Origin of the sequence: Anabaena azotica SJ-1 (genome assembly GCF_047275885.1) — a bacterium.
In the GTDB taxonomy this organism is placed as follows: Bacteria; Cyanobacteriota; Cyanobacteriia; order Cyanobacteriales; family Nostocaceae; genus Trichormus_B; species Trichormus_B azotica_A.
Genome location: NZ_CP178454.1, coordinates 5,190,551 through 5,204,638, shown reverse-complemented (window position 1 = coordinate 5,204,638; position 14,088 = coordinate 5,190,551). Strand labels below are relative to the sequence as shown.

The following is a 14,088-nucleotide window of genomic DNA, read 5'->3' as shown; positions in this document are numbered from 1 at the left end:
CGTTGTGAGAGTTTTTGCAGATTTGTTGTTATCTACTATTTTAGAAAAGCTTAACTTCTGTTTTAAATGTCGTCAATCTTTCTTCCTCCACCTATACAAAGAATTAATAGTCAAATAGCTGATAGTGTTGGTGTTGAGTTATACGTATTACGTCTTGATCTCATGCACCCACAGGTTAATGGTAATAAGTGGTTCAAACTGAAATATAACCTGTTGTCAGCCAAGGAGAAAAAGGTATCCACTATACTCACTTTTGGCGGTGCTTATTCTAACCATATTTTTGCTACAGCAGCCGCAGGAAATATTTTTGGTTTTCGTACTATTGGGGTGATTCGGGGAGAGGAAACTTTTCCCCTCAATGGTACTCTGAGTTTTGCGGTAGAACAAGGTATGCAGTTATTATATTGCGATCGCACAACTTACCGACAACGCCACACAATACAACTACAACAAGACTTAAAACAACGCTTTGGTGAAGTATTTATCATTCCCGAAGGTGGTTGTAACCTCAATGGAATGAGGGGTTGTACAGAAATAATGCAAAATTTAGAACTATTTGATACTATTTGTCTGGCCTGTGGGACAGCCACCACATTAGCTGGTATTGCCCTATCATTACATTTAAAACAGAAAATTATTGGCTTTCCTGTATTAAAAGGTGGAGAATTTCTAGCAGCAGACATAGACAGTCTAATCAACAATTATCTCACATCAGATTTGCCAGCACCAGTTAATTATCCAGCGTCTTGGCAATTAGTTTGTGATTATCATTTTGGCGGTTATGCAAAGGTAAACCAGGAATTAATCATGTTTTGCCAAAACTTTACACAAGAACACGGAATACCTTTAGATTACGTATATACGGGAAAAATGTTTTATGGAGTCATGGATTTACTAAAACAGGGATTTTTCCAACCAGGTCGTCTACTATTAATACATACAGGTGGTTTACAGGGAAATATCGGCATGAATGAGAAATTACTTCAGAAAGTATTTAATTAACGTAATCAGATAAATTAGTATTACATAATTTTCACCGTAAGGTATAGCATAGGGTAGTGTTGATAATGAAGGTAAATTTATAAAAGACGTTCAAGTTCTAATTTCTTTTTATTCTCCTCAACCAGGGAGGCATAGCTTGTTTTTTCTCCTAATGTCAATATTTGAGACTCAGAATTGTTAGTGGTAGTGGCTGTAATTACAAGACAGTTAATTAGCCATCCTTCACCACGATTTAAGAGTTGAAACTCAAATTTAGCTGCTCCTTTTTCAAAATCTGATTCAGAAGCAAATTCTGCTACAAGTAAATTTTTACTTGCTTCTAGATCATCTTTTTTTGCTATCAATCGCATAAAAGATTCTAAAATATTAAATATCGGTAATCCCTGAAGCGATCCCGTGGCAACTTTATATAAGGTCAATTGACCAAGGTCTTTTTCAAGCTGTGCTGAGTAAGTTTGTAGTTGAGTTGGAGCAATTAATTCCATTAACTTTGGGGTGGCATTTTGAACTAGGTTCTGCAAGTCCCAAGGATTTGTAATTGCATGAATGTTCTGCTCAATGTATTTATTTACTTCTTGAGAGAGTACACTTATTGATGGTATTGAGCGAAAAAGAAGAATAATTATCACAATAATTATGAAAATTACCAACAAAATGCACGCAATGATAAATAATAAAAATACGCCAAGGCTTTCAAGCAAAAATTGCATAAGCTTCTGTTCCTATACTATTCATGTAACACTTGAGGAAGACCTGTCTTTATTCTAGGGAAGATTAGAACAAGTCTGTTCCCAAGTCAGCTTTTTTTCAACTGTTTGTTTTTCACCAGGGGGAACAGTCCGCTCATCCATAAAGTAAATGTTGAGGGTCTCTAATTTTTCACCACCTTTGTGTTTAATATTCCAAGCGTAACAAAGATATTTTCCATAAAAAGGATAAAGCTTTTTACCGATCGCTCGATTAAGATTAATAAAGTAAGTACGCCATTGCATATTGTGATAAATAGCACTTCTGGTACTCAAGCTGGGTTTATCCCAATTCACAGGGTTTCCGCCACGAAAAATATCAACTTCGCTGCCATTTTCTAGCTTACCTGGTATAATATGCCAGCCATCATCTCTAGGTGGTGCAGGTGCAAAAATACTCCATGATTGATCAAGCCTTGTAACTCGGCCAATAGCTTCTGTTTTTTGCCATATTTTCCGCTTGAATAAATCGGGAGCGTAGCTTTGGATATTCCAGATCAAAGCGTAAATTAACAACACCACAGCCAAAATATTTAAAAAGCGGGATTTACGAATTTCCAAAGGACGGAATTTAAAAGGTTTGGTGAAATTACCAGCAAATTTACGATTAGATGCGATCGCTTCATAAAACTTTGTCCCCCCTGCCATTACAGGTTTCCAGCTTAATAACGGCACTAAAAACCTAAATACAGGGGACAAACTGACTACATAAACAATACCTTTAAACTTAAAATGCCGCTTTCCTTGATAATCTTCAATTACCCAAGAATTCTGAGCTTCCATATCAGCATAAATATCTGGGTAATCTTGCGCCATTAATAACGGTGTTCCTGGCAAAATCAACAAAGTACGTAAGATATGAACTACCTTTTTACAAAAACCACAATCAGCATCAAAATAAATTTTTAAGCCTTGACGTGCTGGTGTTTGTAGCCGCTGTTCCAAATTATTCCAAAAAGAACTAGGAAGAAATGCTAACCAACTAAAAATACTCAAAAATGGGAAAATGCCGATATTTAAAGTTAAACCGAATCCAGCATGAAGTCCGATAAAAGTTACAACTGCACCTAACCGAAACAAACTATTCCGAAAAGGAATAAATATAACCAGTGGTCCTACCCATTCCAAGACCAAAGTAATTTGAGTGAATACCTTTAAAATCGGTTGAAAATTGAGGAGAAAATGACCAAAAGGGGTAACATATTGGTCAAAACTCAAAGCATAATAAACCGCACTACCATCAACCCAAATGGGGCTTTTAGTTTTAATTGCAGCGGAAAAAATATAGATAAAACACTGCTGACACATCAGAGCAAAAGTAGCACCAGAAACCACTGTTTCCGGTAACTGACGTTGAGAAGTATTCAGCGCACTATCAAAGGAATAACAAGCGCCCCAAGGTAGAAACATCGCCCAAAACATGAGAGCGCGTAAAACATCATCCGCTGCAAAAATCAAGACTGGATTGCGATTGTGCATGGATATGAGCAATATCCAAGAAGCAATGGTAGCAACTCTGGTGCGATAACCCACTAACATCAACAGCGCAAAAAAAGCTGCTACAGCAAATAATAATGCCTGAACAATCGGTTCGCCGCTGATAGCGTGTAAAGACCAATGTCCAGGTTTGGCGATTTCCGCTAGTAAAGTACGGGGAAGAACACCGAAATCAGTATAGTGGGCGGTGAGATCACCAAAGCGAGTAAATAAATCTACGAGAATTATAATGGAAATACCGATACGAAAGGCAGCGAGCGATCGCAAATCTAGTCCTAAGACAGGTTCTAATTTTTGTCTCCAGGATGTTTTTGATGTTTCTTGTTGAGTAACCATAAATTTTCATTTAATAAACCACGAAGGAACGAAAAATGGAGAGTATCAATAAACTTTGGACTTATAAAACACTGAATACCAAATCTACAAAATTAAGGGGTGTTTACTCCTGACTCCTATTTTTTAACTCTTCCAAATATCCACTTTTTAGCTACTTGAAGTTTATGTTTTAAAGTTGGTAGCCGCTGAATATAAACTCCTCTGCGAATTATGCCAGCTAGATTACCATCTAAAGTAATACCAAAGCTAAAAACTACAGCATTCTTAATACCTAAAGTTAACATTTCTCCTAAATATAAATATCTAAAGGATTTTAATCGCTGACCTGTAATTTTTGCCCAAATATTACGAGCCACACAGGGTGCTTGTTGAAAGGCTGCTTGGGCTGTAGCGGGAGATTTCTTACCTTTAATATCTCTAATTTCTGCTAAGTCTCCTAATACAAATACATTCGGATATTCTGCTAGTTGCAAAGTTGGAGTTGCTATTAATTGTCCCTGTTGATTATGTTGACAATTTAGCTCTTTTACCCATTGAATTGATTGATTTCCTCCTGTCCACAAAACTAAATCTGTCTGTAAGTTCTGAGTTTTACCTTGATGATTAATAATAATTGCATCAGATTTGATCGCTTCAATATGAGTATTCAAATCTATCTGCACACCCCTTTTTACCAAAGCCCTGTATGATGCAGTCCGACAACCTTTAGGGAAAGTTGGAAGTATTTCATTTCCTCGATCAATTAAGCGAATTTCTCCGCGTTTTTTCAGCTTATCTGCTAATTTGCAAGCAATTTCTACACCATTAGCACCAGCACCAGCTATAGCTATTTTAATCACAGGTATATCAGATGTTTCCAAAACCCGTAACCGTTCTTTTAAATATTCAGCATCTTCTAAACTTCTAAAAGTTTGGGCGTTTTCTGCTGCACCTGGAACTATATCTAACCGCGTTTCTTTACCAACAGCCAACACTAAAAAATCGTAATTTAGCAGAGTTCCATTTTCCAAACTTACCAAGTGTTGCTCTAAATCAACACCCTGAATTTCTGCCTGATAAACTTTAACATTACTACCTGCTAACAACTTTTTATAAGTGGGTGCAACCTCCCAATTAAATAATTCTCCTGTCACCACTTCATAGAGTAAAGGAGTAAATAAAAAATGCTCCCTTTTTTCAATCAAAATAATCTCATATTTAGGTTGACAGATTAGAGGGATTTTTATTAATTCTAAAGCCGTATACAACCCACCAAAACCACCACCTAAAATACAAATTCGCATCGGATTATTAGTGATATTGTGGTTTTTGATATTTACATTTTTAATAAACTTATTGCTGATATGAGACATAAGTTATAGTTCATGATTTATGCTTTGTGCCAAATAAAAATAAAGATATCATTTAATATTTGCTGCCTTAAACTGCTCAACCAATTCACTCGTCCGAGTACGACGGCCATTAGGATTCAGATGATAATGAGTGTCAGCAAATAAACTAGAATCAGTCTTCACGTTTAAAGTTGCTTTGTCATAAAGTACAGGTGCAATTTTTTCTAATTCTGTTGCTGTCGTGCGGATATTATCAAGAGTTTTAGTATCAGTGCTGCCATAAATCCAAGAAAGTCCTAATACTAAAGTTGCCCCTTTCGCTTCTACTTCTTGTTTAAATTGCTGAATTCGTCGCAGAGAATGGGGAGAAACACTATCACCGATTTTCAATGACCACCATTCGCTTTTAGTCCGTTTTTTCAGGACTGTGGGATCACCGTTAGCTGTCACGGGGTCAGAATAATAACCGGTTAAATGGCCTTTCTGCACCACATCCAGAGATGATTTAGTTGCAGCTTTGAGGGTGGGTATACCTAATAACATTAGGTCTTGAGCGAGTTGTTTAGGGGGTACATTTCCTAAACCGGGTTTTCCAATAGCTGCACCAAATTGACCAGAGCGATCGCCAAAACCATCATCATCTAGTAATAATAGATACTCAGGTATTAAAATGACAATATCGCCTTTTTTAATCACATCGCTAACACTGGGCAGAATCACATCTAATCCGATTGGCCCATCTGTGGCTATGTTGATGGTAGGGATGCCTAATTTCTCTTGCATCAGTTTGGCATCGACGGTGTAATGAGCGCCAGAACCACCGACAATGAGAATACGCTGGGGTGCTTGTACTTCCTTAGCAATGGCCATTTTCTGCTCATACATCATCCGTAACCAGCTAAGTTCACCCCCATAACGAGCATTGTAAACATAACCAACACCCCAAGTTAAACCTGCGATCGCAAACCAACTAGAAAGTCTGAAAAACTTGTTCATAATAGGTGACAGGGAACAGGTGACAGGTGACAGTAAGAAGGGAATAGGGAGTAATTAACTAATGACTTTAAAACTCGAAGTAAATAAAGGGAGAAGGTGTATTAGCTGCAAACAAAATAGTTAGCACTAACAAAACCCTTGACATCCAAGGGGAAACTAATAAATCATAGTCTGTTTCTCCTTGTCGCCAAACTCCTATTTGTTCCATCAATAACAGTCCTATTGACAGTACCAAAGTGAATACTAAAGCTGCTGCTCCATTCTCATTAAAGAATGTTAAAGCTTCACCTAAATTAGATAGAGAATAATTCCAAGGAGTTACTAAAACTTGCAATTTCTGCCATAAGCGTCCTGTGTTTGTTTCCATAAAAAACAGGCATCCCAAAATTACAGATCCAAAAGTTAAAGCCCAGGAAATAAACTGTGGCATCAGAAACTTTTGCTGTCCTAAAAACTTATAAAATGGTCGCCCAGCATAGCGCAAGACTAATAACAATAGTCCGTGATAAGCTCCCCAAAGAATAAAATTCCAGGCGGCTCCGTGCCAGAAACCAGATAGGGTAAAAGTTATAAAAAGATAAAATGGGGCATACTTCATGTTTTTCCCCATCAAAGGCAGAAACACATAATCTCTAAACCAAGTGCTAAGGGTAACGTGCCATCTGCGCCAAAACTCGTTAATGCTCTGGGAAGTATAGGGAGCAAGAAAGTTAAGGGTTAATTTAACGCCTATAAATTTTCCTAACCCTACGGCAATAAAACTATATCCACCAAAATCAAAATAAATTTGTAATGTAAACAAAAAGGCGAAAAACCAAACCAACCAAGGATTATCTACTTGATCTAATTTGATATAAGGTGAAATGTTATCTGCTAGAACAAACTTCATAAATAGTCCTAGAGATAACCACCGCAAACCAGATTCAAAACCATCAAACGTCAACTTAAATCTAAAGTTTTCAATTTGCGGAAATAAGTCTGCTCTCCGTTCAATTGGACCTGCTACCACTTGGGGGAAAATGGAAACAAAGTTAACGTAATCTAAAGCAGCAATGGGTTGTTTTTTGGTGCTGGTGTAGGAATCAACCACAAACCCCACCATTTGAAATGTATAAAAAGACAATCCTGGTGGAATTGAACCCATACCAGGAATAGACTTTGATTGCCAACTTTCTGATAATCCAGGGACTATTAAACCTAAAATATCTTCAACAAAGAAGTTGAGATATTTGAAATAGGCCAGAATAGCAATATCAATTACAACTACAATTGTAGCGATCGCCTTAGCTTTCCATTCTGTTTGTCTCAACATCAACCACACCATCACGTAGTTGAAGATGATTTCACACATAAAGATGGCAAAGCTAGACTTGGAAGCATTGACAAATAGCAACAAAGACATCGCCGCTAAACCAACCGCATCAAAAGCACCCTTCCACAGGTTCAAAGACTTGGCAATATAGCGGACTGTGAAGTAGGGAATACTAAAAAGTATTAGCACCCACCAAAACGAAAACTCCGAAAAATTCAATTCACCCTACCTCCCACCTGTTAAATTACTGGGGATTGGGGACTGGGGACTGGGGACTGGGAACTGGGGATTGGGGACTGGGGATTGGGGAAGATAAGATATTCTTTTTTCCTCCTGCCTTCTGCCTCCTGCCTCCTGCCTCCTGCCTCCTGCCTCCTGCCTCCTGTCTCCTATCACCATATCAACTACCACTAATCTTGTTCCAAAGACCACCCCAACCTTTACCTTGAGTAGCTTCTTCTTTCGGTTTGTTAGCAACAGCAGCTGGTTGAACATTGCTAGTTTCCGCAGGGGATACACCTATTTCATCAACCAAATATTTAGCAGCTTTATCAATAGTTGGATAGTCCCAAAGCAAAGTAGAAGGCAATTCTGCACCTAACCAATCTTCCATATCACCAACGATAGTTACAGAGTCAATTGAATCTAAACCATAGCGGGTCAAAGGTTCAGTAACTTTAATGGTTTGAGGATTGATCCCCAATTGTTTAGCAATCTGATTAACTAACCATCCTTGAATAGTATCAACAGCGTTCATAGTTTCAGGTTTGGAGTTGGAGTTTTGGAGTTGCATCTGTGCTAGTTTCCTGTGGTTGAGATTTTGCTAGTTGAAAAGGAACAATGGAAAACATCCGGTCTTCGTTATACAAACGAATCATTTCTTGGACTACACCACCGTCGTCGATTCTTCCAGGTAATGCTTTCGCTGGTCGGCAGTTTAACATTAACTTACGTAAGCTAAGTGCTAACCACTCTCCATTAGCAAAGAATTCTCCCAGATGATTACGGTTATAAATCCATGTATACACACAAGCGGTAGCAGCGTGTAATACACAGTATTGTTTTGCCATGTCAAACAACTCTGGGGATTGTTCATGCCCAAACTGGAAGGTTGACTCTGTAATCTGTGCATCCAGATTGTTTAACTCTTCCCGCACTATATTTATGAAAGTAATGATTTGGTAGAGAGTATCTGGATTCAGATTTGAGTCTGTTTTTAGCTTCTCCAGTGATGTTAAAGCCAAGTCTAGTCCTTGCAGGACATCATCTCCACCCCGATTGACCAATTCCAGTTTTTTGCCATCAAAGGCTGGTACTGGTTGTGTGAGGTCAAAAGTTGTGGAAAGACGTGCTTCCAGCGTTTCTAGATTCCGTCCAGCGTTTCTGGTGCGAGATTTGGCTAACTGCCGTAATTGCAGTAATAGAGCATGAAGATTAACAATCGTGCTGCCATCAAACATACTGATGATGGAGTTATCCCGCAACACTTTCTGAAAAATTCCCCAGTCGTATGCTTCCCGCATATAAAAGCGCGAACCTAAAACGACGGATACATTCTGTACCATTGTTTCCAAGGTGGTGGTGACAAAGTATTTCACCACTGCTGACCAGACACTAATTTGTTCTGGCATGGTACTAAAACCACGTCCCACTCCAAAGGTAGAACAGTCGCAAATCAAGATATCCAAAAACGCATCGGTGAGGGTGCGTCGGGGTTGGGGCATATCAAAGACTGTCTTACCGTATAGTTTGCGTTCTAGGGCAAATTTCAAGGTAGTACGCAAAGCAGTATCAGCAGCACCTTGGGAAAAGGCTGCACATAAGGCTCTAGTAATTTGGAAGCCTTTTAAGGCTATTTCCAAACCCGCACCTTCAGCCCCTAACCGCATAGATTCGGGGATAAAGCAGTCATCAAAACGGATACCGCTCATATCCGAACCCCGAATCCCATGGGTGAGGATTTTGGGTAAATTACTATAATTATCTGGGTTAATTTTGCTCTTTTCGACCATGAATAGGGAGAGACTGCGGGGTCCTCCTTCTGGGTCTGTTCTAGCCAGGACAAAGGCGACTCCGGAGAGTGTAGCGCGGTTAATTGGCCATTTTTCGCCATTGAGGATATAACCACCAGGAACTTTTGTGGCTTCCATATCCCCACCTAAAAGGTCGCTACCATGTGCTTTTTCTGAATAAGCTAAACACATGGTGCCATTGGTATCTTTCATAAAGCTGGCTAGGTTTTGCTTCTGCTCATTTGTTCCTGCCATCCATACCAAATATGACCAGAACATGGTGGTAAAAGCAATTCCTGCTGTTTGATCACGCCGTGCAAGCACGCGCACAAAGGAGATAAATTCGTCAAAGCTTGTAAATTCACCACCGCATTCTGTGGGAATGTAGTAATGTTGCAGTTTCCAGTTATATAACCAGTCGATAATTTCCTGGGGAAATTCTTCCTTTTCATCCAGGTCGATTACCTGTTTGAAGGACATCATATTATCGGGGTTGCCAGGGTCGCCTAAATCCCGTTCTAGTGCTTCGGCAACCCAAAATTGTTTAAGTGGCTGCATAATGTTCTCCTTAGTGGGCAACTTGCACTTGATCTAGTAAGGTATCAACTTCCTTGGATAATTTGCGGTAGTTGGCGTTGTATTTAGGGTTTTCACTCCAGTCTGCTAACACTTCCAAATCTCCTGCGAGGAAACTGGTTTTGCAAGCGCGACGTTGAATTTTACCGCTGGAAGTTTTGAGGATATTACCTGGTTTAGCTAGGACTACAGCGAAAACTTGAAGTTCATGAATTTCTGCGATCGCTTGGCGAATACCAGTCATTACTTCATCTGGTGTAAACTCTTCCGGATTGCGTTTTACTTCCTGCACTATCACCAGTTTTTCCACACCATCTACATCTATGGAGAAGGCTGCACCATAGTCAGGACGCAAACAAGGATTAACTTGCTGCACTGTCCACTCTAAATCTTGAGGATAGTGATTTGTACCCCTGATAATAATCAAATCTTTAATTCGTCCGGTGATGAATAACTCACCACCTCTCATAAAACCTAAATCACCTGTCCGCAGGAATGGGCCTTCTTTAGTATCAGCAGTGTAGGCACGGAAGGTACTCTCACTTTCTTCTGGACGATTCCAATAACCACCAGCCACACTAGGATCAGATACCCAAACCTCACCCACTTCATCAGGTTGACAACGAGTTAAAGTTTCCGGGTTAGCGATCGCTACTTGAGTATCACACACAAGTTGTCCACATCCCGGAATAGCCCGAACACCATCACCCCAACTAACAGCTTCAACAATTTTATTTTTCTCAATTTCTGATGTTTTCACCAGACACAAGACCGGCGGTTGTTGTCTAGGACTAGTTGATACTAGCAATGTATCTTCTGCCAAACCATAAGCAGGTGCAAAGGTTTCCCAGCGGAAACCACAAGCAGAAAATTTTTCAAAAAATTCTTCTAATACTCTAGGATTAATAGGTTCTGCCGCATTTCCCGCAGCTTGCCAACTACTCAAATCAAGGGTAGCCAATTGTTCATCACTGATGCGACTAACACATAGTTCATAAGCAAAATTGGGAGCTTGACTATGAGTACCACGATAGCGAGAAATCGCTTGTAGCCAGCGCAGGGGCTGTTTAATAAAAGCTAGAGGAGACATCACATAGCAAGGATGACCATTGTATAGTGGTTCGGTCAATCCTTCCACCAGCCCATAATCGTGGAAATAAGGCATCCACGTAATGGAAACACTCTCAGCATCGTATCCACAGGCTTTTTGGAGATAGCTACAGTGGTGCATGATGTTGTGGTGGCTGATCATCACCCCTTTAGGTGTGGAAGTCGAACCAGAGGTATATTGCAAATATGCCAAACTATCTGCACTTATTTGCGGATCTTGCCATTGATCAGCTAAGTTTAAATCAACCTCTTCCGTAGCAATCCAAGTCATTTCCTTGAATTCTGGAAAATCTGACGCAGCTTCCTGCAAAATTTTCAAAAAACGTTGATTGGTAAGAGCAAAGGACGCATCGGCATCTTTGACTATGGCTCGTAATCGAGGTAATGCCCGCTTCAGTCTACCCGCATCAGGGGGTGGTACTGGTATTGCTATGACTCCAGCATAGAGACTACCCAAGAAAGCCGCTATGACTTCCAATCCCTGGGGGTACAGCAATAATGCTCTCTGTCCCTTGCCATTATGTTGCTGCAACAATGCCCCAATAGCACGGGCTTGACGGTCAAGTTCTTGATATGTTAACTTTTGACCCTCTGTTTTCCCATCTATCAGAAATGTATACGCGACTTGATCCGGTTGCTGGGTGGCACGCCAGCGTAGTAGTTCAACCAGGGTAGAGAAGTTGCTCATGGGCAAATTTTGGGTAGCGAGGCTTTGAGTCATCTGACGACTCCGAAATAATGAGGGTATTTAAAATAATATATATCACTATATACCATGTAGCTTGTACGGATACAAATATACAGTTATATGGTTGATATTTTTTTGTCCAGATAATTACTTATTGTGACAGATAAAACTTATTTATTAATCCATTCTCTCGGTATTTTTACTAAAAAAATAAATTCAACCCCTGGGAAGAATTCGTCAGTTTAGTGTATTTGGATTATTATAATTTGGATTTTTAGCGGTTTTTTGTCTTAATCAGTATTGTGTAACTGAAAAGATGATCATAAATTTTTCGTAAAAACTTATTCGTTCGTGAAAAATTAGTACAGTTATGTGCTTTCAGTATTTATGGGTATGAAGTTTTAGTAGCTAGTTAGCTTATATCTGATCCAAAAAAACTAACAAAACAATTGACATACTCCCCACCCTGAAAGGACAGAGATTCTGGGTTCAAATAACAGTTGCATAGCCCATCTGACACTATCTATCTCGCTCAACAGATAATAATGCGCTGCCTGTTGCCAACATTGTATCAAAAAGCCTTCCTAGAAGCACGGGGAACTTTAAACCCATTTTTTCGGTAAGGAGAGGGAGCAGGGGGAGCAGGGGAAGCAGGGGAAGCATAATCTGATAGTCGTCACCTGTCACCCCTCCGGGGTTCGCCGCTTAACGGCAGTTGCTACAAGTCGGGAAATCCGCCCATTGCACTGCCTCCTTTATGCCGGGGAACCAGTCCACCGCAGTGGCTCACCTGTCACCTGTTGTCTATTCCCTATGTGAACCTAGTTTTTGGCTGGGTGTAACAGAAGATTCACGTTGATTTGTTGTCCGTAATCTGGGTTTTGGTGTTCCCCGTCCTTCATCACCACCGTTATCTGATTTAGACCAAGAGGAACGGCTACGTTCACGTTCACCACCACCGCTGCGTGGGTATTCGCCACTATCACGACGCTTGTTAAGTTTGGGTTTGGGAGATGGTTCTTCTTGGGGAATATCTACACCAGATTGCAACCAGTCGGGACGGGTTTGATCATAGGCGATTTGTAAAGCCGCAGCTGCGATCGCCTGAGCATCATATTTTTCAATCAACTCACTGATGATTGGTAAAAATGAAGCCAAACGTTCACCGGTTAAAGCTTCTGCTACCTGTTCTTGCAATTTTTTGATGTGTCTAGCTTCAATTTGCGCTCTGGTAGGAATTGTCAACACCTGCCAATTTTGGCGGTTATGGCGTTCAAATGCCTGTTGTTTGCGGCGTTCAAATGGTTGTACCAAAGAAATCGCAGTTCCTTCTTTACCAGCACGACCAGTCCGACCAATCCGGTGAACGTAGGTTTCCACGCTATCGGGTAAATCAAAGTTAATCACGTGGGAAAGCAGATCCACATCTAAACCCCGTGCAGCAATATCAGTAGCTACTACCCAGCGGACTTGGCGATTGCGGAAACGGGTTAATAATCTTTCCCGTGCTTGCTGAGACAAGTCACCATGATATTCATCCACACTATGGCCAGCAGCTTGCAATTGATTGGTTAGTTCTGCGGCTGTGCGTCTGGTGCGAACAAATATTAAAGCTGTTTCTGGGTCTTCCATTTCCAGAATTGGCTGTAAAGCTTTAGCTTTTGTCCAATGGCGAGGAATCAAGTAAGCTACCTGATTGATTTTATTGGGTGAGGCTTTTTGCTGCTCAACGGTGACTGTCACTGGAGAGTTTAAAAACTTATTCACCAGTTGGCGAATGGATGGGGGCATAGTTGCCGAGAATAAAGCTGTTTGCCGGTCTGTGGGCGCTTGGGACAGAATTCTGATTACATCATCAATAAAGCCCATGCTCAACATTTCATCAGCTTCATCAAGGACAAACCATTTCACTTGATCCAGCTTTAAGCTACCGCGCTCTAGCAAATCTATTACCCGTCCTGGTGTACCCACGACTACATGAACGCCGCGTTTTAGCTGCATCATTTGACGGTCAATGGACTGACCACCGTAGATTGCTAATACTCGTAATCCATCATTCCCCATGAATTGGGAAATAGCGTCATGAACTTGCATTGCCAATTCACGAGTAGGTGTTAACACAATAGCTTGTACAGCTTTTTTGCTAACATCTAGCTTTTCTAACATCGGCAGTGAAAAGGCTGCTGTTTTACCTGTTCCTGTTTGCGATTGCCCAACTACATCACGACCCGCTAATAGTTGCGGAATAGCTTGATTCTGAATATTTGTAGGTGTGCTAAAGCCAAGTTTTTCTAGAATTTCAACACGCTCTTGAGAAATGCCTAGTTCTTGAAAGGTAAGATTCATTAATTCTCCTAGATTTTATTTATTGTGAGTTTTGGACTTGTAAACCGATACTTATTTGTAAATTGGGAATAGGAGTTCAGGAGTTCAGGAGTTCAGGAGTCAGGAGTCAGAAGAAAGAAGAACGAATTAATTTTTA

Annotated in this window: 10 protein-coding genes; 1 reads left to right on the top strand and 9 read right to left on the bottom strand. The window is 40.3% G+C overall.

All coding sequences use genetic code 11. The features are described 5' to 3' along the window. The first annotated feature begins 66 nt into the window (after window positions 1–66). Window positions 67–1,002: a 1-aminocyclopropane-1-carboxylate deaminase/D-cysteine desulfhydrase gene (locus ACLLO5_RS22515; protein ID WP_413172729.1), complete on the top strand. Its 936-nt coding sequence runs from the start codon at window positions 67–69 to the stop codon at window positions 1,000–1,002. Between the two features lie 77 nt (window positions 1,003–1,079). On the opposite strand, the gene ACLLO5_RS22510 is transcribed toward ACLLO5_RS22515, so the two are convergent. The 9 genes from ACLLO5_RS22510 to ACLLO5_RS22470 form a co-directional block, all read right to left on the bottom strand. Continuing rightward, window positions 1,080–1,487: a hypothetical protein gene (locus tag ACLLO5_RS22510; RefSeq protein WP_413172727.1), complete on the bottom strand. Its 408-nt coding sequence runs from the start codon at window positions 1,485–1,487 to the stop codon at window positions 1,080–1,082. 279 nt (window positions 1,488–1,766) lie between these two features. Beyond that, window positions 1,767–3,581 (bottom strand): hypothetical protein, encoded by a 1,815-nt coding sequence (locus tag ACLLO5_RS22505; RefSeq protein ID WP_413172726.1) that lies wholly within the window; start codon window positions 3,579–3,581, stop codon window positions 1,767–1,769. A 116-nt stretch (window positions 3,582–3,697) separates the two neighbouring features. Continuing rightward, the gene (locus tag ACLLO5_RS22500; protein ID WP_413172725.1) at window positions 3,698–4,933 is read right to left on the bottom strand and encodes an NAD(P)/FAD-dependent oxidoreductase; all 1,236 of its coding nucleotides are present in this window, start codon (window positions 4,931–4,933) and stop codon (window positions 3,698–3,700) included. Window positions 4,934–4,981: 48 nt separating this feature from the next. Continuing rightward, window positions 4,982–5,908 carry a hypothetical protein gene (locus ACLLO5_RS22495; RefSeq protein ID WP_413172724.1) on the bottom strand — a complete coding sequence of 309 codons (927 nt, stop codon included), beginning with the start codon at window positions 5,906–5,908 and terminating at the stop codon, window positions 4,982–4,984. A gap of 67 nt (window positions 5,909–5,975) precedes the next feature. Continuing rightward, window positions 5,976–7,409, bottom strand: a complete 1,434-nt coding sequence (locus tag ACLLO5_RS22490) for an MBOAT family O-acyltransferase (RefSeq protein ID WP_413172723.1) — start codon at window positions 7,407–7,409, stop codon at window positions 5,976–5,978. 211 nt (window positions 7,410–7,620) lie between these two features. Beyond that, complete coding sequence (locus ACLLO5_RS22485) at window positions 7,621–7,977, bottom strand: acyl carrier protein (protein WP_413172722.1); 357 nt, start codon at window positions 7,975–7,977, stop codon at window positions 7,621–7,623. Window positions 7,978–7,981: 4 nt separating this feature from the next. Then, entirely contained in the window at window positions 7,982–9,790 is a 1,809-nt protein-coding gene (locus ACLLO5_RS22480; protein ID WP_413172721.1) for an acyl-CoA dehydrogenase, read from the bottom strand. A 10-nt stretch (window positions 9,791–9,800) separates the two neighbouring features. Next, entirely contained in the window at window positions 9,801–11,639 is a 1,839-nt protein-coding gene (locus tag ACLLO5_RS22475; protein ID WP_413172720.1) for a fatty acyl-AMP ligase, read from the bottom strand. A 771-nt stretch (window positions 11,640–12,410) separates the two neighbouring features. Beyond that, window positions 12,411–13,952: a DEAD/DEAH box helicase gene (locus ACLLO5_RS22470; RefSeq protein ID WP_413172719.1), complete on the bottom strand. Its 1,542-nt coding sequence runs from the start codon at window positions 13,950–13,952 to the stop codon at window positions 12,411–12,413. Between the last annotated feature and the right edge of the window lie 136 nt (window positions 13,953–14,088).

Bases quoted from the DNA above. Each gene is read 5' to 3' on its own strand.
- ACLLO5_RS22515 (WP_413172729.1), top strand. From the start codon at position 67: ATGTCGTCAATCTTTCTTCCTCCACCTATACAAAGAATTAATAGTCAA.
- ACLLO5_RS22510 (WP_413172727.1), bottom strand. From the start codon at position 1,487: ATGGAATTAATTGCTCCAACTCAACTACAAACTTACTCAGCACAGCTT.
- ACLLO5_RS22505 (WP_413172726.1), bottom strand. From the start codon at position 3,581: ATGGTTACTCAACAAGAAACATCAAAAACATCCTGGAGACAAAAATTA.
- ACLLO5_RS22500 (WP_413172725.1), bottom strand. From the start codon at position 4,933: ATGTCTCATATCAGCAATAAGTTTATTAAAAATGTAAATATCAAAAAC.
- ACLLO5_RS22495 (WP_413172724.1), bottom strand. From the start codon at position 5,908: ATGAACAAGTTTTTCAGACTTTCTAGTTGGTTTGCGATCGCAGGTTTA.
- ACLLO5_RS22485 (WP_413172722.1), bottom strand. From the start codon at position 7,977: ATGAACGCTGTTGATACTATTCAAGGATGGTTAGTTAATCAGATTGCT.
- ACLLO5_RS22480 (WP_413172721.1), bottom strand. From the start codon at position 9,790: ATGCAGCCACTTAAACAATTTTGGGTTGCCGAAGCACTAGAACGGGAT.
- ACLLO5_RS22475 (WP_413172720.1), bottom strand. From the start codon at position 11,639: ATGACTCAAAGCCTCGCTACCCAAAATTTGCCCATGAGCAACTTCTCT.
- ACLLO5_RS22470 (WP_413172719.1), bottom strand. From the start codon at position 13,952: ATGAATCTTACCTTTCAAGAACTAGGCATTTCTCAAGAGCGTGTTGAA.